Below are 24,005 nucleotides of genomic sequence, written 5' to 3' on the forward strand. Positions count from 1 at the left end.
CAGTTTTTAAAACTTTCAAATCAAAAAAATTTTAAAACAAAAAAATCCTGATCGTTTCAAAATCAGGATTGTATGTTTAACGTGGAACATTTCAGACTTCTCTAAAAAGAATTGATTCTATTTTACATAATGTTAGATAATAAAATCTAAAATTTAATTCAGATTTTTTCGGATTCGAAATCAATTTATACTCGCTTTGAACATTTTAAGTTCGTCCCAGGTAAATTCATCACCGTATTTTTCTTTCAACGGATTCAGCGATTCTTCCTGATAAAACTGAAAAGCTTCACGCAAAGCCAGTATTTTATCATACGGCAAGACGTCTGAAATTTCGACTTTCTTAGCTTGAATTAGTTTAACCAAATGCGTTTCTATTGTTTGAACGGTCAATTTTCTCATTCGAGCAATATCTTCAATCGAATTTTTTGCAAGCCACAAATCATGGGTTTCTTCGATGGTTGTTTTCTTATCAGCCTTTGGTATGGTTTTATCCAATTTTCTCGCCGTATAACGAACTGCAGGTTCTTCTGTTTTAAAAATATCAGTGTTCGCCATATTGAATTCCTCGCGAATCTTGGCAAGCTTGTCTAATTTGTAGTTTTTAATCGCTGTAGATGACAATTTCTCTTTACAGATGGTTTCACCTGCAACAACAATTTCTATTAGCAATTTGGCCTTCATTAAGCGCAAAACTGCTTTCGTTTGCAAATCGTCCAAAAATGCCAGTTCTTCATAAAACTCTTTCACCTTTTTGAACTTCTGAATTTCGGCCATTTTCTGCAAAAGATCCGTTACCAGTTTGTCCATCGGTTTAAAGAAATAATCATATGCCGCCACTACCCTTTCCTGTACAAAAAACAAATCGACAGTTTCTTTATTGAAAATTTTATTAAGCTGATGAACGAATTTCTGCGAAGGATCAATCAATGCGTCGATAGTTTCTAAACGTTTATGTACCCAAACGGAATGTTTTGATTTTTCAGATGCAACTGCATTTTCGTTGTAGCTGAAACGGTGATTGCGCCATTCCTGAGATAAATCGGCCCAATTGAAACTGTTAATCAAATAGTTGTGAATAAAATTCTTGGTTTCAAAATGCAATGAATGTTTCAAAACATCTTCCGTCGCTTTATTCAAAGCGTAATCCATCACATCCTGATCATTCGAAATCCCATTCATTTGCAGCGGAGAAAGCAAAATAAGCCCATTTAAGGACGTTAAACGCGATAATGCAACATATGCCTGTCCGGGTAAAAAAACTTGCGATACATCGAGCGCAGCTTTCTCAAAAGTTAAACCCTGACTTTTATGAACCGTTATTGCCCAAGCCAATTTTAACGGATAATGCGCAAACGTTCCCAAAACCTCTTCTTCGACTTCTTTTGTTAGATCATTTACTTTGTATCGAATGTTTTTCCACTCGTACTTTTCGACTTCAATAGTTTTGTTTTCTTCCGGAAAATGAATAAAAATTTCTTCGGGCGAAAGCGATTTTACAACTCCCATTTTTCCGTTGAAATAACGTTTTTCAAAAGATAAATCATTCTTAACAAACATGACTTGTGCACCAATTTTCAGTTTTAAATTCTCCTCTACAGGAAATATTTTTTCCGGAAAATCTCCCACAATAAACGGTTGATAGGCAAATTCATTTCCTGCTAAATCACCAATTGCCAATTCGTTAATCGAATCAGCTTTAGCGTTATGCGTCGTAAGTGTAATATATCCGGGATTATTTTTTAAGTCAAAATCAGGCTTAACATATTCGTTCAAAACGTGAATATCCTGAGGTGTAATCTGATTATTTCGAAGATTATTCAAAACCGAAATAAAGGTATCATCAGACTGACGATAAATCTTCGAAAGTTCAATGTATAATGGCGGATTCTGCTGAATTACATGCGAATGAAAAAAGAATTTTCCCTTATAATAATTGCGTAAAGTGCGCCATTCTTCATCCCTGATTACAGGTGGAAGCTGCAATAAATCTCCAATAAAAAGTACTTGAACTCCACCAAAAGCTTTCGTGTTTTTACGCACGGTCTGCATCATAAAATCGATCGCGTCCAGTAAATCAGCGCGCAACATACTGACTTCATCAATAATCAGCAACTCCATGTTTTTGATCACATTACGCTTCACATTATTCATTTTGAAATGTCGGCGAAGTGTCTCTTTATTCTCGAATTTTACAGTTTCTGTAAACTGCGAAGCCTCTTCATAAGACGGAATAAATGCCGAAAATGGCAATTGAAACATCGAATGAATCGTTACTCCGCCGGCATTTAAAGCCGCAATTCCCGTTGGAGCCACAACTACAGTATTTTTGTGCGTTGTGGCAATAATTTCGCGTAAAAGCGTAGTTTTTCCTGTTCCTGCTTTACCAGTCAGGAAGATAGATTTTTGCGTTTGATTGATGAATTGTAAGGTGTAAGCTGCTGCTTCTGAAACGTTTTGCATTGGGCGTATATTGAGAACTAAAAGTATCGCATTTTTATAAAAGAAAAAACCTAAATCTGTAGAGATTTAGGTTTTTAATTTAGTTAGTTTGTTTGGTATTATTTTTTAGCTTCTTCACCCGCTTTAGCAGCTGGTTTTTCGTCTGCTTTAGGTTCTGCTTTATATTTCTCGTTCAAAGCTTTAATGATATCTTTTGTAATATCATATTTCTCTTCAGCGTATAAAATAGAAGCTGCATCACCAGTTCCGTAGATATAAGAATAACCGTTTTTCTTACCGTAATCTTTGATGAATTTTTTAACTCCACTTACTAGAGAATCCATTTCAACACCACTTTCTTGTTGCAATTGTTGAGACAAAGCTTGTTGAGCATAACCCAATTGTTGTTCTCTTTTTTGCAACTCAGCTCCTCTTTGTTGAGCCCAAGCCTGACCGTTTGCCTGTGCTTGACTTTGAAAACTAGCAGCGTCTTGTTTAAAACGTGTAATCTCAGCCTGTAGTTGTCTTCCCTTTTCCTCAGCTTGTGCTTTGTATTTTGCTTCAAGGTCTTTTGCTTCAGTGTACTCTTTCATTAAAACCGAAGTATCTACGTAAGCTGTTTTTACTTCCTTAACTTCTGCAGTTTTATTACATGAAACGGCGAAAATTGAAAGTGCGATAATTACTAATGCTTTTTTCATTTTTTGAATTTCTATTTTTTTTAATGTATTGAAGACAAAAATATAAAAAAATAAATAGCATCAACATAAAGTTTAAAAAATGCTAGAATTTTATCATATTGTTTTTATTTATCGAAAGAAAAAGGTCAATAATTCAACGCTATTAAAAGTGGCTTTCATAGCTTTCATTACAAACACTTTCTCAAAAAAGACATATTTCGCCCTCATTTAGGCTAAAAAGTCGCCAGAAACAGGCTTATTTTGCGTTTTAGCCGTTTTTTAAAGCATACAGTGAATGTTGAATGCTTTTTTTTCCATTTTGATGTTTTTGAAATTTATCACGTCGAAAAAAAAGCCAAAAAAACTTTTATTGTTATGAAATTTTTAAAACCAAAATTCGATTTGCAACATTTTTTAAAATTCTGCTTTTCTGAAAATATAAAATCCAATTTTCGATAAAATCAAAATTCTTGACAATTTTTCATCTTCATGATTTCAAAATTTAAAATCAGAAAAATTCAGTCGCAAAATTTCAAAAAACACCCGTTTTTTCTGGTATTGTTTTTATTTATGGAAGCTGTTTAAAGCATAAAAAACCACTATCGAAAGTGGCTTTTATAGCTTTAATTAGACGCGTTTTCTCAAAAAAGAGGATAATTACCCTCACTTGAGCAGAAAAAGCGCCAGAAACGCGCTTATTTTGCGTTTTAGCTGTTTTTTATGACATAAATGTGCGATGAATACTCTTTTGTACTGCTCGCTTTTAAATTTGATTTTAAACCAACAAAAAATGCACTCACATAATTCATTTTTCCGGTTTTGTATTTTTCCGATAATAAACTCACATAAAAAGAATCAAATTTCATTGGAAGCACTTTTTCCAATTTCATATCGACTTTTTCAAAAAGTGATTGGATCGCTTTTTTAGAGAAGTGCCAAAAGTGAATTGGCACATCATAAGCTGCCCAAAATTCATTATAATATTTTGCGTCGTAAGATTTAAAATTTGGAACCGCAACAATTAATGTTCCAGTTGGTTTTAATAAACGCTTCAATTCCTGAATTTGAAATTCCAAATTTGGAACGTGTTCTAAAACGTGCCACATCGTAATTACGTCAAACGAATTATTTTCGAGTTCGCTAATTTCTTCCACGAAAGAAATTCCTTTTTGCTTCGCGATATTTTTTGCTCGTTCGCTTGGTTCTACTCCAACAGTTTTCCAACCGTCATTTTTTGCTGTCAATAAAAAATCTCCGGTTCCGGCACCAATGTCTAAAATTTTTCCTTTTTGAGATTGTTCAGCATTTATTAAATTCAGTTTATTTTTTAAAGCAATATTTTTCACAAAGTGATATGCTTTTTCAAATAACGAACGTTTGTTGTCAGTGTGAGAAATATAATCTTCGCTTTCGTAATATCTTCCTAAATTTTGTAATTCAGGTTGCGGAGATGTAATCAACATATCTAAAGTTTCGTCATGATACAATTCGAAAATTTCTTTAGACACAGAATGGTCTTTTACAGTAAGAAAATGTTTTTTGTTTAAAACGTCCATTTTTTAATTATAGGTATTTTGGTTTAATTTCATAGCAAACCCTAAAAGTGAAAATTTCACTTTTAGGGTTTATTGTTTTTAATATTTTTTTTCTTCTATCGTTTCCAATTTATTTTTACAGCCGACATTTTTTCATTTTCAATTCTTGTCTCTGCAATAATTGTAAAACCGTTTTTAATATAAAACGGCATCGGCGATTTATAAAAATCACCGTTTTGTTTTACTTCATTTTCATGATCGACAACCCAACCATTCAAACAATTATTTTTACTTTTTATTTCATTCATCAAAAGTAATCCATTTCCCTTTCCCTGAATTTGATGATCTAAAATTATTGCAAACCAATTTTCATCTTCTCTCAAAAAAGTAAAAGTCCAACCAATTATTTTATCCGAATCATTAAACAACAAATAATGTTTTGTGTTTGTAAGTCCATTTAAATACAAATCAAAATCTTCAATAGTATTCAAATGTAATCGCTCTGGATATTCATTATTCCAAAGTTGCATTAAGGAATCTTTTTGTTCCAACGTTAAAACATCTTTTTCGATAATCTTCATATTCGCGAAATTTTTAAACAAACAGTTTCACGTGGAACAATTCAATCCTTTTTCTAATTATTCAGATTTCTATTGTAGAGGCGCACAGCAGTGCGTCTCGGTTTCAATATCTTTTATTTGTAATAATATATGCTGCACGTTAAATACACTGCTGTGCATCTCTACAAAATTCAAAATATTAAATTCGTTTCACGTGGAACAAATAAAATCAAATTACATGTCCTCACATTCAATTCAACAATCTAAATCGAAAAACAGACATAAATAGTTTCACGTGGAACATTTTAAAATTTGTTTCAAGTTATAATAGTTTCAGGTTTCAAATCTCAATAACTTGAAACTTGAAACTTGAAACCTGAAACAAAATTAACCTTTCTATCTTCCCATATAAATCAATAATACGGAAATATCACTTGGTGATACTCCGCTTATTCTTGAAGCCTGAGAAATTGTTACAGGACGAATCTTGCTCAATTTTTGTTTTGCTTCAATTGACATTGATTTAATTTTGTTATAATCGAAATTCTCCGGAATTTTCACTTCTTCTAAACGAGTAAGTTTATCAGCGTTATTTCTTTCCTTTTCGATATAACCCGAATATTTCACTTGAATTTCTGCTTGTTCTAAAATCTCCTGATCTACATCATTCGATTCGATATACTCTTTTACTTTTTCAAATTTCAACATATCCTCCAATTCAATTTGCGGACGTGAGAAAACTTTAAACATTTTATCACCTTGCGTAATCGGAGCTGTTTCTTTCGCTTCCAAAATTGGATTTGTTTCTGCAACCGAAACACTCGTCTCTCTGAAGAAAGCCACCATCTTTTCAGACTCATTTAATTTCTTCTCCATTCGACGCAAACGAGCTTCAGAAGCAAGACCAATTTCATGAGACATTGGCGTTAATCTAAAGTCGGCATTATCTTGACGCAACAATGTTCTATATTCTGCTCTTGACGTAAACATACGATAAGGTTCTTCCGTTCCTTTCGTAATCAAATCATCAATTAAAACTCCAATATAAGCTTCATCACGTTTTAAAATCAACGGTGCTTTTTCATGCACTTTTAAATGCGCATTTATTCCTGCCATCAAACCTTGCGAAGCTGCTTCTTCATATCCTGTTGTTCCGTTTATTTGTCCGGCAAAATACAAACCTTCAACTAACTTTGTTTCCAAAGTATGTTTCAATTGTGTAGGTGGAAAATAGTCATATTCGATCGCATAACCTGGACGGAAGAATTTCACTTTCTCAAAACCGGCAACAGAACTCAAAGCTTTGAATTGAATATCCTCCGGAAGCGAAGTTGAAAATCCGTTCACATAAACTTCACAAGTATTCCAGCCTTCCGGCTCAACAAATAATTGGTGACGTTCCTTATCAGCAAAACGATTAATCTTATCTTCTATCGAAGGGCAATATCTTGGACCGAGACTTTTGATCCTTCCGTTGAACATTGGCGAACGATCAAAACCTTCTCTCAAAATATCATGAACATCCAATGACGTATATGTCATGTGACAAGATCTTTGATGCGTTAACGGAACGGTTAAATCCGAATAAGAAAACTTATCCGGTTTCGCATCTCCTTTTTCTTCGTTCATTTTAGAATAGTCCAAAGAACGTCCATCAACTCGTGGCGGCGTTCCTGTTTTCATTCTTCCTGATTCAAATCCGGCTTTCACCAAATCTTCGGTAATTCCTGTTGCAGCACTTTCACCTGCTCTTCCTCCTCCGAATTGTTTCTCTCCAATATGAATTAAACCATTCAAAAAAGTTCCATTTGTCAACACAACAGATTGAGATCGAATCTCCACTCCTAACGAAGTTCTGATTCCTTTTATCTTTCCATTCTCAATAATCAAACCTTTCACCATCTCTTGGTAGAAATCCAAATTTGGAGTTCCCTCCAACATCATTCTCCATTCTTCGGCAAAACGCATTCGATCACTTTGAACTCTCGGCGACCACATTGCAGGTCCTTTCGATTTGTTCAACATCTTAAATTGAATTGCCGTGCGGTCGGAAACAATTCCCGAATATCCTCCAAGCGCATCAATCTCACGCACAATTTGTCCTTTTGCAATTCCTCCCATCGCTGGGTTGCAAGACATCTGTGCAATGTTCTGCAGACTCATGGTGACCAATAAAGTTTTTGATCCTAAATTTGCGGCCGCTGCCGCGGCTTCAGATCCAGCATGACCTGCACCAACTACAATAACATCGTATTCTTCTAAAAACATTTTGTTTTATTATTCTCTGCAAACCGTTTAAGGCGATTCTCAGAATTACTTTTTAACTCCTTTTTGTTCCACGTGGAACGGCGCTAACGCGCAAAATTCAAATTTTCACATTCAAGAACACAATCTAGAAAACCCAGATTCCGTCTTAAACAACATAAACCTGTTCCACGTGGAACAGATCAAACAAACATATTCTTCAATCTTTCAATCGAAATTTCCGAACCAAAACCTCTGTTCCACGTGAAACATTCTTAATTCTTTCAAAAGAAAACTCAACTTAACAATTCACAATTCAATATAAAAATCGAAACAATGGTGATTTCAAAACCTCAAATTCAAATCTCAAAATTCTAAAACTGTTCCACGTGAAACATCATTTATACAATTTCTAATATTCACAATCTAAAATTTCAACCTTTCAAATACATCTTGTTCCACGTGGAACGATTTAAAATCGAATTTTCAAACGAGAAAAATCAAAATCAAAACCGATTATTTGATGTTCCACGTGAAACACTTTATACTAAATCTTAAAAAAACAATATTAAATCCTTATCAGTTTTTCTAAAATTACACTTAGAAAGTTCCACGTGAAACATTCTAATTTAAAAATCTCAAATATGTTTCACGTGGAACGCTTGTAAAAATCTATCAATTTAGATAAACATGTTTCACGTGGAACACAAAATTCTAAATATTCAAAAGTGGTTTAATTACTGTTCCACGTGAAACATTGCAATTTTTTCATCTTCTTTTGAACGCATAAGTTCAGCTTCAGAATCACTCTTGTCTTTATATCCACAATAATGTAGTATACCGTGAGCAAGAACACGTTTCAATTCTTCAATAAAAGAAACATTAAAATCCTTAGCATTATCTTCTACTCTTTCGACAGAAACAAATATATCCCCGTTCAATTCATTACCAACTGTATAATCAAAACTGATAATATCTGTTAGTGTATCGTGATTTAAATATTCTACATTTATTTTATGAAGATATTCATCATCACAAAAAATGTAATTTATCTCACCTTCGTTTTTGTTTTCAGACACGATTACAGCACTTAACCAATCAGCAAAAGCTTGTTCGTTGTCTAAAGTAAATTCGGTTTCGTAATTAAAATTGATCATTTTGTATTAAAATATTCTTGAACTTTTTGATTAAAATTCGAGCGCAAAGGTAGTGATTGTCTATTTAAAATCTCCACACTGTTTAAATAATCCAAAAGTGAACTAGGCAAAGCATTCGTTCTATTAGAAAATTCAGCCTTGTTAGTTTCAGATTGACGCTTTGTATCTTGCCCTTGTTGCTGAACAGCATTGTTTAATTTTAATAATTCTTGTTGAATATTAAGTATTCTTTGCAAGTTCTCATTCTTAAATCCTTTATTCAAAAGTTGTTTTTCTGAAGCTTTCATTTGATCGATTACAGATTTACCTTGAGAATCTAATCCTTGTTTAGCTAATTCTTTTTGCAAAGCTTCACGAAGTTTCACTTGCTCTTTGTAAATTTCCATGATAGCTTCTGCATCTCCTTCTCCATCATTACCATCTTTATTATCATTTCCTTTTCCTCCACTCTTGTTTCCTTGACCATCTTTGCCTTCTCCATTTTTATCTTTACCATCTTTTCCTTGTCCATCTTTTCCTTGACTTTCTTTTCCTTCTCCACTTTTACCTTCGCCAGGTTTGCTTCCAGATTTAATTCCTTCCTTCATTTTATCAGCAAGACCTTTTTGTTTTTGGATAATATCCGGCAATTGCATTCCTTGTCCGTCTCCCGGTTTTGGTTTTCCAGATCCTGGTTTAGACATTGACATTTGCATATTGTTTAATAAATCACTTAAAAAATCTGCCAATTTATTCGCCGAAGAAACTGCATATTGTTGGTGAGAAACTCCTTTAGGAACTTGAACATCGCTTAAAGATTCAATTGCTTTGTCTACATTATATTGTACGTTGCCAATTTCTTTAGTTACATCTTCGGCAATTTTAGGATTACGAAGTGACATTGCAAACAAACTATCATCGACATATCTAAACTGTTGTTTCAGATTTTGCTGAACTTTAATGTTCTTCGTGAAAGCCGAAGAACCTAATTTCATAGATTTAAATTGTTTCATTACATCTTCCTGCGATAAAGAGAAAGCTAAAAGATTATCCAGAATCTGACGAAGCATTGCAACATCTTCTTCTAATTGTTCTTGTTCTCCGTCTTCCATTCCGGCATCCATTTGTTCAGCCATACTTTTCATTTTCTTAGCTGCACTTTTTTGTTTTGGCTTAGCCGAAGAAGAATTCTTTTTACTCAATTCTTCAGAAGCTTTTTGCAAATCATTCTTTAAATCTTTTTCTTTTGAAGCGTCATTAGGAATATCTAAAGGAGATTTTAAAGTCTTGTTTTCTTCTTTCAAGTCCTTCAAGTCTTCTTGAATTTTATCAAAAGCTTTATTAATATCCTCTTGTTTGTCCTGAGTATTTTCTTTTTCTTTATTAGAAAGTTCCTCTTGCTTGTCTGCAAGTTTCTTTAATTTGTCTGCAACTTGTTCTGCTTTTTTAGAAACATAAAAACGTTTCGTTAGTTCAACCAATTGCTCTAAGTTGCGAGATTGGTTCTTACTGATTTGTTTGAACTTTTCCATTTTATCAAACAACTCTTCGCTGTTTAATTTATCATTTAAGTTCTTCAATTCATCCATTAACTTCTGATTCTTTTCTAAATCTTTCTCTGCATTATCTAAACGCTTTTGCAAATCATCAGCAGTTTTGTCTTTCTTTTCAGATTGAAATTTATCCAAATTCTTGTTCATTTTCTCAGCAAACTGCTTCATCAATTCGTCTTGTTGTTTCTGACGTTTGATAAAATCGTTAACCTTTTGCTGATCTTTAAACTCTAAATTATCTTTCTCTTTTCCTGCTTTCTGAATCTTATCCATTTCAGAAAACTGCTTCGTTTGATTCTTTAAAGATTTTTCTAAACTATTGATATTATCATTTTGCTGTTGCAATTCCATATCATGAATCTCATCTGTAGTAGAAACACGATCCGAAAAAACAGAAGACTTTGTACTCTTAAAACCATGAGGTGCATCGTTATCAAAAACCTCAAAATAGTATTCATAAGATACTCCTTCCTGCACAGCAAGATTACTTGGAAAGTTAAAAACAAACTGATCAAATACTCCAGACTTCACCGGAATGGTTCCACGCTTTGCAGTGTTTGGTTTGTTGCGTTCGTAATAAACAACTTGTAATTTAGACAAACCATAGTCATCTCCTAACCTTCCTAAAACATAATTCTTATCCAACTTCAAACTATCCGGAGCAGGCGAAACTGCAATTGTTGGATGCTGATCTTTGATAACTGACAGCTGATAATCCAGTTTTTCGTAGTTTTTGACCTTATTATTTGAAGTAAGGATTTGATATTCTGTATTTTGACTGATATTTTTAGCCAATTTAAACTCATTTTCGGCTTTATTGAACTTAAAAACTGAGTTTTCATCCTTCCAAACAATCTCCTGAGTCGATTGTGTATTCATTTTCCAAGTCACCAAAGTTCCTTCTGGCACAATTGCATTTCCAGTTCCCTGAATAGTTTCTGATTTCTTTTTTAGATAAGATGGGAAATTTAGAACCATTTCGAAGTTGGCAATCGATGGAACTGTGATTACTTTCAATTCGTATTCTTCAGATGAAACTGAATTTCCTTCGAAAGAAAACTCCACATTCGAAACTGGTTTTTCAATCTTGAATTCAAACTTTCCAGGTTGAGATGATTCCATAAAATAACTTTCATTACCAATATGAATCATCACATTTTCAGGAACAACATTCCCAACAGATTCCATTTTGATAACGAAATCTTTGTTCTGTTCTGTTTGCAAATTCTGATTTAAAAGCACAAATTTAAAAGGTGCCGGAGGTAAAAATGTAGCATTGAAATGTACTACTCTATTTAAACTTTGAGAAATTACATTACTATTTCCAGAAATATAAAACACTGCAAAAAGCAAAATTGGAATAATTGCTAATGGCAAATACTTTCTATTCGTTTTAAAATTGATCGCATTTCCAAATGGAATTGGTTGCAATGAATTTGCTTTTTGCTCTATCGAAGCCAACATCAACTCCGAACTTTCTATCGAATTCTCAGACGCTGACAATTGTAAAAAGTTAGTTAGTTTATCACTTACTTCTGTAAAATGATTTCCAATAATAGTTGAAGCCTGATTATAATCGATCCCTTTTTGAAGTTTGAACAACTTAAAAATTGGAAATAAAATAAATCGGAATAATAGAAAAACTTCTACTCCTATAAATATCCAAAATAATAATGTTCTTCCTAATGGTTTTAACCAAAGAAAATATTCAATAAAGAGCGTAAACAGAAAGTACAATAATCCAAAACCAATAAAAAGAAGTGATCCTTTTATCAATTCATTCGTATAATATTTCTTTATAAATGCTTCTAGCTTTTGGTATATAGCAGATGTTGTTTTCAAAATGAATCTGTTTTATTTATAACCCATAAAAGTACTAATTATAAGTATAAGTTTGAAAGTCAAAAGTCGAAAGTCAAAAGTTACCATCTTAACGCAAAAGCTTTCAGACTTTCGACTTTTGACTTTTGACGAATGTTGTATCTTTGCATCAAAATTTAAACAAATGTCAAAGCAAGTTCGTGTGCGTTTTGCACCAAGTCCAACAGGACCTTTACATATTGGCGGAGTTCGTACTGCCCTATTTAATTATTTATTTGCCAAAAAAAATAATGGCGTTTTTTATCTAAGAATTGAAGATACAGATCAGACTCGTTTTGTTCCTGGTGCCGAAGCTTATATTATGGAAGCGCTGGAATGGTTAGGAATTTCTCCTGAAGAAACTGTTGGAAAAAACGAAAAATTTGGTCCATACAGACAAAGTGATCGTAAGGAATTATACCAAACTTATGCTGATCAACTGATCAATTCTGGTTGGGCATATTATGCTTTTGATACTCCGGAAGCTCTTGATGCTTTAAGAAAAGAACAAGAATCTGAAGGAAAAACATTTATTTACAATCATACAATTCGTGAAAAGTTAGATACTTCTCTAGTAGTTTCTGCTGAAGAAGTTACTAAAAGAATTGCAAATGGAGAACATTATGTGATTCGTTTTAAAACTCCGGTTGATGAAACTTTATATTTAAAAGATATAATTCGTGGTGATGTAAAATTCGAAACTAGTTTACTTGACGATAAAGTATTATTTAAAAGTGACGGAATGCCAACGTACCATTTAGCAAATATTGTTGATGATCATTTGATGGAAACTTCACATGTAATTCGTGGTGAAGAATGGTTGCCATCAATGCCACTTCACGTTTTATTATACAGAGCTTTTGGTTGGGATGCTCCGGAATTTGCACATTTACCTTTGATTTTAAAACCAATTGGTAACGGAAAATTATCAAAAAGAGATGGTGATAAATTAGGGTTTCCTGTGTTTCCATTAGAATGGAAAACTGAAGAAGGCATTTCATCAGGTTACAGAGAGAAAGGATTTTTTCCGGAAGCGGTTATAAACTTCCTTGCTTTGTTAGGTTGGAATGATGGAACTGACAAAGAATTATTCTCATTAGAAGAACTTGTAGAATCTTTTGACTTGAATAGAGTTCATAAATCTGGAGCAAAATTTGATCCGGAGAAAAACAAATGGTTCAATCACCAATATTTAATCAAACAAAATAATGAAGATTTAGCGAAAAGCTTCTCTCCTATTTTAGTAGAAAAAGGTGTTGAAATTTCTAAATTCGATGTTACAAGAATCGTTTCTTTGATTAAAGAAAGAGCTCATTTTGTTTCTGAATTTTGGGATTTGACTGATTTCTTTTTCCAGGCTCCAACATCTTATGATGAAAAAGCAAGTAAAAACTGGAAAGAAGAAACTCCAACTTTGATGCAGGAATTAATTTCGGTTCTTGAAAATATAGAAGATTTTACTTCTGTAAATATTGAAACTATTGTAAAAGATTGGTTAACTAAAAACGAAATTGGAATGGGGAAAGTTATGCAACCTTTCCGTTTAAGTTTGGTTGGAGCTCTTAAAGGTCCTCACCTATTTGACATTGTTGAAATCATTGGAAAAGAAGAAACCATATCAAGAATTCAGAAAGCAATTGCTACCTTATAAAAACAAAAAAGCTCCCAAATTGGGAGCTTTTTTTTATATGATTTTTAAATCGGCCATGACTTTAAATTCGCCTTCCGTTAATTGGTTTGACATATTTGCTCCCCAATTCATAGCTCCTGGCATATACAACCACAGGATTTCATTCGTCTCACAATCTACAATAATCTTAAAATATACAATTGTAGACATCGATACAAATGGTGCATTCGACTTCACAATTCCGTAAGGAGCTGTATAAATTACAGCAGTATTTTTTGCTTTGTTAACAAGCGCATCATTTAACTCAGCTTCAGGAACGAACTTTAAATCTCCACCATAATTTTTTATAGCAGCTTCTTTTGTTCTACCTTTTGCTAACATATTATCTTCAACTAATAATGTCTTCCCTTTTAATTTAGAAACATTTTCTTTAGCCATTTTTTCAGCATACTTATCAAAATTTAAAACTTTATTATTAGCAATAATCCAATCTACATTAGCTTGCAAAATTGTTAAAGCATATTTATAATCTGCTTCAGATAAAGACTTATCATTATTTAAATTTCTAGACGGCAAATAAATCTTTGAATCTGTTTTAATAATATTACTTTCAATTCTTGTAAATGCAATTGCAGGAACATTTTGATTTGTTTTCACTCCCCAATAACCTTTATCATTTAGCTGAACTAATCTTAAAACAGCATACGATTTATCTTTTGCTTTTTGTAAAGCTTTGATTTCTGTACTTGTTTTAAACTCCATTTTATCGGTGAATGTCCAATATTTTTGAGCATAAATTTTAAAGTCTCTATTAAAATCAACTATAAATTTTTTGTAATCAGCTAATTCGTCAGCCTTCTTTGGTTTATCTAATTTCTTTAAAACATCTTCATCTTCCTCAATAACTTCAACAAGTAACGGGCGAGTTTTCAATTGTTTTAATTCATCTGGATCTGCATAAAAACTAACATTGATCTGAGCTTTCGAAGCGAAAGACGATAATAATAAAAAGTAAAAGAGAATTTTTTTCATAAATTTTGTTTTGGTTAAATTTTAAACCAAAAATAGAATAAATTTTAACAGAAAAAATCTTCTAAAGAAAATATATAGATATCAAACTAATTATATTATTCGTAATTTTAAAAAATTAATAAAAAACTAAATCAATATCATCATGGGTACAGCATTTATTATCATTATAGTCTTCGGATTATTTATTTTAATGTCTTCGTTCTTTACTGTCAAGCAACAATCTTCTGTAGTTATAGAACGATTTGGAAAATTTCACAGCGTGAGAAATTCAGGATTACAATTAAAAATTCCAATAGTTGACAGATTGGCCGGACGTGTAAAGCTTAAAATTCAACAGCTTGATGTTATCATCGAAACCAAAACTAAAGACAACGTTTTTATCAAAATGAAAGTTTCGGTTCAGTTTAAAGTGATTCAGGAAAAAGTATATGATGCTTTTTATAAATTAGAATATCCACACGATCAAATTACAGCTTATGTATTTGATGTCGTTCGTGCCGAAGTTCCTAAACTAAAATTGGATGACGTTTTTGAAAGAAAAGATGATATTGCAATTGCTGTAAAAAGAGAATTGAATGAAGCAATGACTACTTACGGATACGATATTATCAATACCTTGGTTACGGATATTGATCCCGACATTCAGGTAAAAAATGCAATGAACAGAATTAATGCTGCTGACAGAGAAAAAACTGCGGCTGAATTTGAAGCTGAAAGTTCAAGAATCAGAATCGTTGCAAAAGCAAAAGCTGAAGCCGAAAGTAAACGTTTACAAGGTCAAGGTATTGCAGATCAACGTCGTGAAATTGCCAGAGGTTTAGTAGAAAGTGTTGAAGTTTTGAACAATGTTGGTATAAATTCTCAAGAAGCTTCTGCCCTAATTGTAGTAACTCAACATTATGATACACTCCAAGCAATTGGTGCCGATGCAAATTCTAATTTAATTTTGTTACCAAATTCTCCTCAAGCCGGCAGTGATATGTTGAATAATATGGTTGCATCTTTTACAGCTTCAAATCAAGTTGGTGAAATGATGAAGAAAAACAATAAAAAAATTGTGAAACCAAAACCTATTGAACCACAATCTGGTTATGAAGATGACATTCAACCGGAAGTAAAATAAATTACATAAAATAAAAAAGAGGCTATTTGCCTCTTTTTTTATTGATAAACCAACCAATAATATATGGTAAAATTGATTGCAAAATGCTTACATATGAATTTGAAAAGTATTCTTTATAAGAAGATAAAAATCCATTTACTATATTATGCGGTGTTATACTTTCTTTAGTTTTCTCAAAACTTAAAACTAATTTCTGATAATTAATCTCTTTTTCTAATTTCAGAATTTCTAAATCTCTTTCGATTTCTGCGTATGATGAGTATTTTTTAGTTTCCATAATTAGTCATTAAAAAAGATTTCTGAAAATTTTTCCAAAATTGGACCTTCAACAAACTTGTCTTTTATGAAGAAAATTAGAATTGTAACTACAAGGTAAATCCCTCCTACTGTCAGAAATCCTAAAGTATAACTACCAAATAAAGTACTAAAAGCAAATGCTGCGGCAACAGATCCAAAAAGTAAAAACATACTTAATCCTAACAAAATCAAAGTAAACTTAAAAATTAAAGTTGTTGATTTCATTGCAACCTTAAAACCCCAAAGCTTATAATAAGCTAAGTGACTTTCCAGGTAAACTTTAGCTTGATCCTGAATGTTTTCAGTATTTTCTTTTAATTCTTCAAAAGCCATAATTGTTATTTTAATTTAAAAAAAGAAGCACAAAACTCATGATAAAATAATTGCAATTTGATCATTCTAAAATTAAAATAACCAAAACAACTATCAAAATCACATTGAGCTTTGTGCTTCCTGGATTATTATTTTTGAAGTTTAGCGTTTTGTGCTTTTAAATCAGCAAGTTTAGATTCCAAAAAACTGATAACCTCTTCTGTTTTATAACTCATATTAGAAAGTAATTCTCCATAAGTTCCATCTAAATTTTCTTTTGCATGTGTAAATTTTTCACGCAAAACTTCAGAACTTGCAGAAAGTGAATCCTTCAAATTGTGTGTTGCATCATCTAAACCTTCTTTAAGTTTAGCACGAGTTTTAGATCCTTTGTCAGGAGCAAATAAAATTCCGATCGCTGCACCAGCGGCGGCAGCACCCAAAATTGCTGCTACTGTATTTAAGTTCTTTGACATAATATTAAAATTTAAATGATTAATAAAGGTACTCATTTTTTAAATTATAAAATACCAGCTAAATACTATTTACTAAAATTTAACAATAAATTTAATACACATAAGCTACAGCTTCATATTTTCCATCGGCTTTTTCAACAATGCTTACAAACGGATATCCATTTGAAGCCGATTGTGTTTTGATTCTCAAAGCAGTATTTTTTTGATTTGCAATTGGCGGTTCCCCTTTTGTCTTTGTTGAAATTCCGGAAAAGTTAGCAACTTGTTTTAAACCTATTGTCTTTTCCTGAGGCAAAACTGTAACAAATTTATAATCTGATTTTGAATCTACTATTACTTTATCTGAAATTTTTTGAGTTTTATTTGTTTGCTTGTTTGTTAATTGAGAAACGGCAAATTTGCTAATTTTATGTTCTTCGGCACTTCCGTTGAAAGAATAATAAACCAGATCATTTTCCAGTTTTATAAAATTAACATCAAGTTGTTCACCGTTATGTTTTGTAATTTGATGTGTTTGAGAAATTGCAATATTTGCAAATAAAATTGATAGCGTAAAAATGATACTTTTCATAAGTAAATAAATTTTAAATTTTTAAATTGTTTATAGTCAAACGATGAAAATCAAAATTTGAAACTATTAGCAAATAAATAATTCTATGATATTTTACTATTATGAAATCATCTTGAAAAAATACTTTTACGCTGAAGTATTATCAAAACCAAATCACAATAAAAATTAGAACATAAAACAATTGGCGAGAATTCAGATTTAGAATTAAAAACTAAAATCAAAAACTAATCATTTTTAAAACTTTAGTCTAACTCAATTTCGATTCTCAACTTTTATTTCAAATTGTCGAAAAAGCTTTTCTCATTTGACAGTCTGATAAAAATACTAACTTTATAAACAATTGTATGTTAATAACCCGTTAAACTGAGAAAAATAACGCTAAAAACTAAAATAAAGAGCTAAAATCAACGATTATTCAAAAGACGAGTTAAGAGATGGAAGAAATGAAAAAATAGCTTAAAATCAATTTATGAATGTCATTTTTAATCTAAAACATCTATTATTTTTAAATTAATAATAGTTTTTATATATAATTTACAAAATCTTTCAAATTATAATAATCAATCATTAAAATTTATTTAAAGTAAAATTTGCTATTCTTGTCTAAAATTTCAGTTTTCGATCTAAATATTACTTGAATTTATAAAATCGGTTCTATTCTTAACTTTATAAACAATTCATTGTTAATAAACCTGAAAGTAAAGCAAAATAAGACCTAAAATTAAAATAAAGCTTAATTTTTAACGATTTTTAAAAAGATGAGTTAAGAGATGTAATAAGTAAATTTTTAGCTTAAAATTAATTTATGAAGGTCACTTTTGATCTAAAAATTCTATAAAATTTACATTTTTAATAGAAAATATAAATAATAAAAAAAGCGCTTATAAAAAGCGCTTTTCAATAGATTCTAATGATATTATTTTTTTAATAGCTCGGCAAGAATTTCAATTTCTCTTTCCGAAGCATTTTTTGGTGGATTTGCATTTAATTTCAAAATTTCTTCTTCAAATTGATTTCTGAAACTTTCATTTTCTAAATCTCTTAAATTCAAAAGTGCTTTTGATCTAACATAAGTCGATTCACTTCTTAAAGACATTGTATATAATTTTTTAATATCGTCTTCTTCAAAATCCTTAGATTTCAAAATTGAATATTTCAAAATAAATTGAGCAAATAACAATGAACCCTTATTATTGTTAATATTCTTCTTTAATGAATTTTGTAGTAAAGAAAAACTTGAAACATTTTTGATGCTCTCCCCTATTGCACTTTCAATTGCAATGCGTTCCGGTTTAGTCTCAACTTTAAAATATTTATTGATATCTTTTAAAGAATTATTGATGCTGTTTTCTTCTTTTTTACCTTTTTCTTCCCAAGCATCTTTAAGTCCAACTGTTTTGTTAAACACTAATTTTGAAGCAGTTGAATCTCTATCAACAGTAAAATATCCTAAACGTTGAAACTGAAATTTATCTTCATTTTGTGATGTTGATAAACTTGGTTCAACATATCCAGTGATGATTTCTAATGAATTTGGATTGACAAAATCTAAGAAATTTTTCTCTTTATAACTGTCCGGAGCTTCATCTGTAAACAAACGATCGTACATACGAACTTCTGCTTCAATTGCATGCGAAATAGAAACCCAATGTAATGTTCCAGACACTTTTCTTTGACTAGCTTCTGTCCCACTTCCGCTTAAAGAATCAGTATCATAAGTTACATGAATTTCTGTAATATTTCCTTCTGCATCTTTTATAACACTTTCTCCTTTAATGATATACGCATTTTTAAGACGTACTTCTTTTCCTAAAGTTAAACGGAAAAACTTCGCTGGAGCTTCTTCAAGAAAGTCTTCTCTTTCGATATATAATTCACGTGAAAAAGGTACTTTTCTGAAACCTGCATTTTCATCTTCCTGGTTATTTTCGGCTTCAAGCCACTCTTCTTTTCCTTCAGGATAATTTGTAATTACCAATTTTACAGGATCTAAAACAGCCATTACACGAGGTGCAATTTTGTTCAAATCTTCACGAATACAAAATTCTAAAACCGATACATTAATCAAATTATCTCGTTTTGCAATACCAATTGTGTTAGCAAAATTACGCAAAGAAGCAGCCGTATATCCACGTCTTCTTAATCCAGAAATTGTTGACATTCTAGGATCATCCCAACCGTTAACATGCTTTTCTTTAACTAGTTGCTGTAATTTTCTTTTACTAACAACAGTATGTGATAAGTTACGTCTCGCAAATTCTCTTTGCTTTGGACGCAGTTTATTTTCATCTAAAATCTGATCTAAAAACCAATCGTATAATTCACGATGAGGCAAAAATTCAAGTGTACAAAATGAGTGTGAAATCTCTTCTAAATAATCACTTTGTCCGTGTGCCCAATCGTACATTGGATAAATTTTCCAATCATCTCCAGTTCTATGGTGATGTCTGTGTAAAATTCTGTACATGATAGGATCACGCATCAACATATTAGTTGATTTCATATCTATTTTTGCACGAAGAATGTGAGTTCCAGCTTCAAATTCACCGTTTTTCATTCTTTCGAATAAATCTAAATTCTCTTCAACAGAACGATTTCTATAAGGAGAATCACTTCCTGTTGTAGATGGAGTTCCTTTTTGAATCGCCATATCTTCAGAAGATTGACTATCAACATAAGCTTTATCTTTCTTAATCAATAAGACTGCCCAATCATACAATTGTTGAAAATAATCAGAAGCATAACGTTCTTCTGCCCAGGTATAACCCAACCATTCAACATCTTTTTTAATTGCATCAACAAATTCCTGTTCTTCTTTTTCAGGGTTTGTATCATCAAAACGTAAATTCACAGGAGATTGATAATCAATTCCTAAACCAAAATTTAATGCAATAGAACTTGCATGACCAATGTGTAAATAACCATTAGGTTCTGGTGGAAAACGAAAGTGAAGCTTATTTTGTGATAGACCTGATTTAAGATCTTCTTCTATGATTTGTTCAATAAAATTGAGTGATTTCTCTTCTGATGCCATTATTTTATAGTAATTTTAGCAAAGATAAAAAAATAGATGATAGATCGAGGATTAGGGTTAAGAGACTTTAAATTAAATTAATCACTATTTTTGCATAAATATTCAAGGTTATGAGACAATTAACTGTTACAATTCCAGACGATTTTTACGAAACTTTTATAAACTTTTTCAAACATATTCCTGATGTTTCTATAGATGAAAATATTGAGAATGAGGTTCCGTTATGGCAACAAGAAATGGTTCTGGAACGTATGAAAAATGCTAAGCCAGAAGATTATATTAGTTGGGAAGATTTTGAAAAAGAAATGGATAAGAAATGGCTGTAAATAATTTTAAACTTCAAATACTTTCACGAGCAAAACTTGAAGTTGATGAAGCAGCTGATTACTATGAAAATAAAAGTAAAGGATTAGGTAAAACATTTTATTCAGAATTTAAAAATTATAGTAAAACACTAGGAAACATACCTTTTTTCGAAGAAAAATATAATATAGTTAGAACTTTACCATTAAAAAAATTTCCTTACACTATCCACTTTACAGTTGATGAAAACAAAAAAATAGTTTCAATACAAGCTGTAACATCCAATCACCAAGATCCAAACATTACAAGAATAAAATTATAAAAATGGGAATCATAAAATTAAAAAACATTCGTACTTTTTCATACCACGGATGTATGATTGAAGAAGGAAAAATTGGATCTGACTACACAGTAGATCTAAAAATTAAAGCTAGTTTAGAGAAATCAGCAGAAAGCGATCACTTATTAGACACGGTTGATTATGTACATTTAAACAAAATTGTTACCGAAGAAATGGCAATTCGTTCTCATTTATTAGAACATGTTGCCAAAAGAATCAATAATCGTGTACTTGCAGAAATAAAAACTGTAGAAAAAACAACTGTTTGGGTTTCTAAAATAAATCCTCCTATAGGTGGTGATGTTGAAACAGTTACTATAAAAATGACCGAAATTAGAAAGTAATTCTTTAAAATAAAAAGCAAAATTTTAAAAATACTTCATTTTAAAGTTTTGAAATTTAAAGATTTTAGTTACTTTTGCCATCCGTTCAAGTAATGGCGTCGTGGCCGAGCGGCTAGGCTGGGCTCTGCAAAAGCTCCTACTCCGGTTCGAATCCGGACGATGCCTCAAAAAGAGATACAGAAATGTGTCTCTTTTTTTGTGCCTAATTTTTTCCACAAACTTGTCATTTCGAGGAACGAGAAATCACACTTGTAATTCGATAAAGATTGACGATTTTGTTTACGGAATCTCTTGTGTCATTTCTCCTTCCTTGAAATGACAAACTAATTTCAATTCAAAGTTTTAAGAATAAAAAAACCTCTGAAATTCAGAGGTTTAATTTATCTTTTTAAAAGTTTCTTTTCACTTTTTATTCTTCGAATACTATCTCTAATAAACTCTTTATTTTCATAATAGTTTTCCTGTACTTCTTTTTCTACAATCATAACTTTAATTGGAACAAGTCTTGGTAAAAGATAATTCTCAGAACCAGGGCAAGAATAACCAATATCATTAATTACGAAAATAGAGCCTTTTTTTAGCTTTTTAATTGTGTTGTTAACATCATTATTAAACCTATTTCCATCAACCACAATCCTACTATTATTAGAAAACTTTATAATAAAACTGTTTATTTTATATTTTGAAATATTCAAATCGAAAAGGAAATAATCAGGCAAACCAAAACCAAGTCTAGAATCTAAAAGCTCCTCTTTAGTCATTTCTAAAATACATTTTTCACAACAATTTTTATCATTAATTGTCGCGAAAAAAAAACTTTTAATTTCCTTTATTCTAAATTTATGTTCCTCTGTAATTTTAGAACCATCATTCAATTCAACATCAAGTTTAATTACTGAAAAGAGACCTGATCCAGGACTTAGTGAATACTTTCCTTCTGATATTTTATTTAATCCTACACCAGTTGCAGTAAATGATTTACAATTTGGAATTGCAATAGAAATTGGATTTGAAACTCCTCTATAAACCACATTTAATTTATCAGCAGAAACTACAGCCAGATTAGATTTATCAACAACTAAAGAATCTTTTTGTGCCACAATATGTAGTGAAAAAGAAAAAAAGAAGAATAAAAGTATTTTTCTAACCATAGTAAATGTTCTACTTCTCTATCTTCTCAAAAGCATTTTTAACCATTTCTTTTTCTTTTGGAAACCAACCTTGAATCATCAAAACAAATCCAAAAACCATTAAAACAATACTGATTCCTTTTTTGATTTTAATAATATTTGAAGGTGTCATTTTAGATTTTAATTGTTTGGCTAATAGAATTTTAAAACAATCAACTAACAAATAAGTAATGATTACAGAAGTAAAAAAAGTAAACATTCTAGAGTTTTGCATTTCTAATTTTGGTCCTACAGAAATAATAACTGCCAACCAAAAACCTAGAACTCCAATGTTGATAACGTTCAGTAAAAATCCTTTTACAAACAAACTTCCGTAGTTTCTTTTGATAATATCACGATCAATTTCTTCATCGTCGATTTTTTCTTCATTTCTTAATCTTATGAAAGAAATTAAACCATAAGCCAACATGATAATTCCACCAAAAATAAAAAGTGCCGGTTTGTCTTTTAAACTCTGAATTAATCTATAACTTCCTAAATAAGCGATTGCTATAAAAAAAATATCACCTAATACTACTCCAAGATCAAAGACTAAAGCAGCTCTGAATCCTTTTGTAATACTGGTTTCAAGTAATATAAAAAATACTGGACCTACCATAAAACTTAAAAAAAGTCCCCATGGCAGTCCAGCCAAAATATCATTTATCATTCAAATACAATTTGTTATTTTACCTCTTCGATTTTACCTCCAAAGACTGTTTTCTGATTAATTTGTTTCGGTTTACCATAAATGTAAATAGAGCCTCCTGCGCTTACTTTTGCATCTACAAGGGTAGAAGCATTCACATCTGCTTTTCCTCCCGCAGAAACGCTTACAGTAGTTTGAGACGTACTTAATTTACTAGCTAGTAAATATCCGCCAGCTCCTAAACTTGCATCCTGATTTGCTGCTTTACCAGACAAAGTTATAGAACCTCCTGAAACTGAACTCACTTTTAACTTATCAACATCTAAATTAACATCAATAGTTCCGCCTTCCTGAGCACTTACTTTAAAAGACGTAGCTTTTATGGCATCTTTGCTTGTTACATTAGCACCTTCATTAACATCAATAAGTTCTAAATGTTTATAATAAAGCGTTATATCTAAATCATTTCCGGATAATAACTTCGGAAAAGGCATTCTTAATTTTAATACACCTTTCTTGTTAACAACTTCAACTTCTGATTCACGAGTTCCTTTAATAACTACTTTATTTTCTGAAGATGGAACCAATTTTACACTCAACTTATCAAATACTTTAACGGTATCAAAATCACCTACATCTTTGGTAACCTGACCAAAAGACATTTGAACAAATAAAATTGCCGCTCCAATAATTAACTTTTTCATACTTTTATTTTTTA

The 24,005-nt window shown here is 31.3% G+C and carries 21 protein-coding genes and 1 tRNA gene; 6 read left to right on the plus strand and 16 right to left on the minus strand.

Going from position 1 to position 24,005, the window contains the following annotated elements; translation table 11 throughout:
• Positions 1–180: 180 nt before the first annotated feature.
• The 7 genes from CLU81_RS12435 to CLU81_RS12465 form a co-directional block, all read right to left on the minus strand.
• Positions 181–2,460: a helix-turn-helix domain-containing protein gene (locus CLU81_RS12435; protein ID WP_099710102.1), complete on the minus strand. Its 2,280-nt coding sequence runs from the start codon at positions 2,458–2,460 to the stop codon at positions 181–183.
• A gap of 98 nt (positions 2,461–2,558) precedes the next feature.
• Positions 2,559–3,140, minus strand: a complete 582-nt coding sequence (locus CLU81_RS12440) for an OmpH family outer membrane protein (protein WP_099710103.1) — start codon at positions 3,138–3,140, stop codon at positions 2,559–2,561.
• A gap of 686 nt (positions 3,141–3,826) precedes the next feature.
• Entirely contained in the window at positions 3,827–4,675 is an 849-nt protein-coding gene (locus CLU81_RS12445; protein ID WP_099710104.1) for a bifunctional 2-polyprenyl-6-hydroxyphenol methylase/3-demethylubiquinol 3-O-methyltransferase UbiG, read from the minus strand.
• 95 nt (positions 4,676–4,770) lie between these two features.
• Positions 4,771–5,235: a hypothetical protein gene (locus CLU81_RS12450; protein ID WP_099710105.1), complete on the minus strand. Its 465-nt coding sequence runs from the start codon at positions 5,233–5,235 to the stop codon at positions 4,771–4,773.
• A gap of 375 nt (positions 5,236–5,610) precedes the next feature.
• A complete protein-coding gene (gene mnmG, locus CLU81_RS12455; RefSeq protein ID WP_099710106.1) occupies positions 5,611–7,482 on the minus strand; it encodes a tRNA uridine-5-carboxymethylaminomethyl(34) synthesis enzyme MnmG in 1,872 nt (623 codons plus the stop codon).
• A gap of 713 nt (positions 7,483–8,195) precedes the next feature.
• Positions 8,196–8,615, minus strand: coding sequence for an rRNA maturation RNase YbeY (ybeY, locus tag CLU81_RS12460; RefSeq protein WP_099710107.1), 420 nt, complete (start codon positions 8,613–8,615; stop codon positions 8,196–8,198).
• The gene (locus CLU81_RS12465; protein WP_099710108.1) at positions 8,612–11,989 is read right to left on the minus strand and encodes an O-antigen polymerase; all 3,378 of its coding nucleotides are present in this window, start codon (positions 11,987–11,989) and stop codon (positions 8,612–8,614) included. The genes ybeY and CLU81_RS12465 overlap by 4 nt, the downstream gene beginning before the upstream one ends.
• Before the next feature lie 163 nt (positions 11,990–12,152).
• Between CLU81_RS12465 and gltX the strand changes: the two genes are divergently transcribed.
• On the plus strand, positions 12,153–13,658 hold the full coding sequence (gene gltX, locus CLU81_RS12470) for a glutamate--tRNA ligase (RefSeq protein WP_099710109.1): 1,506 nt from the start codon (positions 12,153–12,155) through the stop codon (positions 13,656–13,658).
• A gap of 33 nt (positions 13,659–13,691) precedes the next feature.
• On the opposite strand, the gene CLU81_RS12475 is transcribed toward gltX, so the two are convergent.
• The gene (locus CLU81_RS12475; protein ID WP_099710110.1) at positions 13,692–14,669 is read right to left on the minus strand and encodes a hypothetical protein; all 978 of its coding nucleotides are present in this window, start codon (positions 14,667–14,669) and stop codon (positions 13,692–13,694) included.
• Positions 14,670–14,811: 142 nt separating this feature from the next.
• Between CLU81_RS12475 and CLU81_RS12480 the strand changes: the two genes are divergently transcribed.
• Positions 14,812–15,792 (plus strand): SPFH domain-containing protein, encoded by a 981-nt coding sequence (locus CLU81_RS12480; protein ID WP_099710111.1) that lies wholly within the window; start codon positions 14,812–14,814, stop codon positions 15,790–15,792.
• A gap of 22 nt (positions 15,793–15,814) precedes the next feature.
• On the opposite strand, the gene CLU81_RS12485 is transcribed toward CLU81_RS12480, so the two are convergent.
• From CLU81_RS12485 to CLU81_RS12505, 5 genes are all read right to left on the minus strand, one after another.
• Positions 15,815–16,069 carry a DUF6327 family protein gene (locus CLU81_RS12485; RefSeq protein WP_099710112.1) on the minus strand — a complete coding sequence of 85 codons (255 nt, stop codon included), beginning with the start codon at positions 16,067–16,069 and terminating at the stop codon, positions 15,815–15,817.
• Positions 16,070–16,071: 2 nt separating this feature from the next.
• Positions 16,072–16,422 (minus strand): competence protein, encoded by a 351-nt coding sequence (locus tag CLU81_RS12490; RefSeq protein ID WP_099710113.1) that lies wholly within the window; start codon positions 16,420–16,422, stop codon positions 16,072–16,074.
• Between the two features lie 128 nt (positions 16,423–16,550).
• Positions 16,551–16,877 carry a YtxH domain-containing protein gene (locus CLU81_RS12495; protein ID WP_089354172.1) on the minus strand — a complete coding sequence of 109 codons (327 nt, stop codon included), beginning with the start codon at positions 16,875–16,877 and terminating at the stop codon, positions 16,551–16,553.
• 91 nt (positions 16,878–16,968) lie between these two features.
• Positions 16,969–17,448 carry a hypothetical protein gene (locus tag CLU81_RS12500; protein ID WP_099710114.1) on the minus strand — a complete coding sequence of 160 codons (480 nt, stop codon included), beginning with the start codon at positions 17,446–17,448 and terminating at the stop codon, positions 16,969–16,971.
• A gap of 916 nt (positions 17,449–18,364) precedes the next feature.
• A complete protein-coding gene (locus CLU81_RS12505) occupies positions 18,365–20,482 on the minus strand; it encodes a glutamine--tRNA ligase/YqeY domain fusion protein (protein WP_099710115.1) in 2,118 nt (705 codons plus the stop codon).
• A gap of 110 nt (positions 20,483–20,592) precedes the next feature.
• On the opposite strand from CLU81_RS12505, the gene CLU81_RS12510 reads away from it, so the two are divergent.
• From CLU81_RS12510 to CLU81_RS26795, 4 genes are all read left to right on the plus strand, one after another.
• Positions 20,593–20,808: a hypothetical protein gene (locus tag CLU81_RS12510; protein ID WP_099710116.1), complete on the plus strand. Its 216-nt coding sequence runs from the start codon at positions 20,593–20,595 to the stop codon at positions 20,806–20,808.
• Positions 20,799–21,107 (plus strand): hypothetical protein, encoded by a 309-nt coding sequence (locus tag CLU81_RS12515; protein ID WP_099710117.1) that lies wholly within the window; start codon positions 20,799–20,801, stop codon positions 21,105–21,107. The genes CLU81_RS12510 and CLU81_RS12515 overlap by 10 nt, the downstream gene beginning before the upstream one ends.
• A gap of 2 nt (positions 21,108–21,109) precedes the next feature.
• Positions 21,110–21,469, plus strand: coding sequence for a dihydroneopterin aldolase (gene folB / locus CLU81_RS12520; RefSeq protein WP_099710118.1), 360 nt, complete (start codon positions 21,110–21,112; stop codon positions 21,467–21,469).
• A gap of 94 nt (positions 21,470–21,563) precedes the next feature.
• A tRNA-Cys gene (locus CLU81_RS26795) sits at positions 21,564–21,634 on the plus strand.
• Positions 21,635–21,849: 215 nt separating this feature from the next.
• On the opposite strand, the gene CLU81_RS12525 is transcribed toward CLU81_RS26795, so the two are convergent.
• The 3 genes from CLU81_RS12525 to CLU81_RS12535 all read right to left on the minus strand — a co-directional run bounded on the left by CLU81_RS12525 (position 21,850) and on the right by CLU81_RS12535 (position 23,991).
• The gene (locus tag CLU81_RS12525) at positions 21,850–22,569 is read right to left on the minus strand and encodes a GldM family protein (RefSeq protein ID WP_158235331.1); all 720 of its coding nucleotides are present in this window, start codon (positions 22,567–22,569) and stop codon (positions 21,850–21,852) included.
• A 61-nt stretch (positions 22,570–22,630) separates the two neighbouring features.
• Positions 22,631–23,308 (minus strand): LysE family translocator, encoded by a 678-nt coding sequence (locus tag CLU81_RS12530; protein WP_099710120.1) that lies wholly within the window; start codon positions 23,306–23,308, stop codon positions 22,631–22,633.
• A gap of 14 nt (positions 23,309–23,322) precedes the next feature.
• The gene (locus CLU81_RS12535; RefSeq protein WP_099710121.1) at positions 23,323–23,991 is read right to left on the minus strand and encodes a head GIN domain-containing protein; all 669 of its coding nucleotides are present in this window, start codon (positions 23,989–23,991) and stop codon (positions 23,323–23,325) included.
• Positions 23,992–24,005 lie beyond the last annotated feature (14 nt).

It is taken from the genome of Flavobacterium sp. 9, from assembly GCF_002754195.1.
Classification (GTDB): Bacteria; Bacteroidota; Bacteroidia; order Flavobacteriales; family Flavobacteriaceae; genus Flavobacterium.

Coding starts and splice junctions, on each gene's coding strand:
- CLU81_RS12485 (WP_099710112.1), bottom strand. CDS start 16,069: ATGGAAACTAAAAAATACTCATCATACGCAGAAATCGAAAGAGATTTA.
- gltX (WP_099710109.1), top strand. CDS start 12,153: ATGTCAAAGCAAGTTCGTGTGCGTTTTGCACCAAGTCCAACAGGACCT.
- CLU81_RS12530 (WP_099710120.1), bottom strand. CDS start 23,308: ATGATAAATGATATTTTGGCTGGACTGCCATGGGGACTTTTTTTAAGT.
- CLU81_RS12490 (WP_099710113.1), bottom strand. CDS start 16,422: ATGGCTTTTGAAGAATTAAAAGAAAATACTGAAAACATTCAGGATCAA.
- ybeY (WP_099710107.1), bottom strand. CDS start 8,615: ATGATCAATTTTAATTACGAAACCGAATTTACTTTAGACAACGAACAA.
- folB (WP_099710118.1), top strand. CDS start 21,110: ATGGGAATCATAAAATTAAAAAACATTCGTACTTTTTCATACCACGGA.
- CLU81_RS12440 (WP_099710103.1), bottom strand. CDS start 3,140: ATGAAAAAAGCATTAGTAATTATCGCACTTTCAATTTTCGCCGTTTCA.
- CLU81_RS12445 (WP_099710104.1), bottom strand. CDS start 4,675: ATGGACGTTTTAAACAAAAAACATTTTCTTACTGTAAAAGACCATTCT.
- CLU81_RS12535 (WP_099710121.1), bottom strand. CDS start 23,991: ATGAAAAAGTTAATTATTGGAGCGGCAATTTTATTTGTTCAAATGTCT.
- CLU81_RS12435 (WP_099710102.1), bottom strand. CDS start 2,460: ATGCAAAACGTTTCAGAAGCAGCAGCTTACACCTTACAATTCATCAAT.
- CLU81_RS12510 (WP_099710116.1), top strand. CDS start 20,593: ATGAGACAATTAACTGTTACAATTCCAGACGATTTTTACGAAACTTTT.
- CLU81_RS12480 (WP_099710111.1), top strand. CDS start 14,812: ATGGGTACAGCATTTATTATCATTATAGTCTTCGGATTATTTATTTTA.
- CLU81_RS12505 (WP_099710115.1), bottom strand. CDS start 20,482: ATGGCATCAGAAGAGAAATCACTCAATTTTATTGAACAAATCATAGAA.
- CLU81_RS12495 (WP_089354172.1), bottom strand. CDS start 16,877: ATGTCAAAGAACTTAAATACAGTAGCAGCAATTTTGGGTGCTGCCGCC.
- mnmG (WP_099710106.1), bottom strand. CDS start 7,482: ATGTTTTTAGAAGAATACGATGTTATTGTAGTTGGTGCAGGTCATGCT.
- CLU81_RS12475 (WP_099710110.1), bottom strand. CDS start 14,669: ATGAAAAAAATTCTCTTTTACTTTTTATTATTATCGTCTTTCGCTTCG.
- CLU81_RS12500 (WP_099710114.1), bottom strand. CDS start 17,448: ATGAAAAGTATCATTTTTACGCTATCAATTTTATTTGCAAATATTGCA.
- CLU81_RS12515 (WP_099710117.1), top strand. CDS start 20,799: ATGGCTGTAAATAATTTTAAACTTCAAATACTTTCACGAGCAAAACTT.
- CLU81_RS12450 (WP_099710105.1), bottom strand. CDS start 5,235: ATGAAGATTATCGAAAAAGATGTTTTAACGTTGGAACAAAAAGATTCC.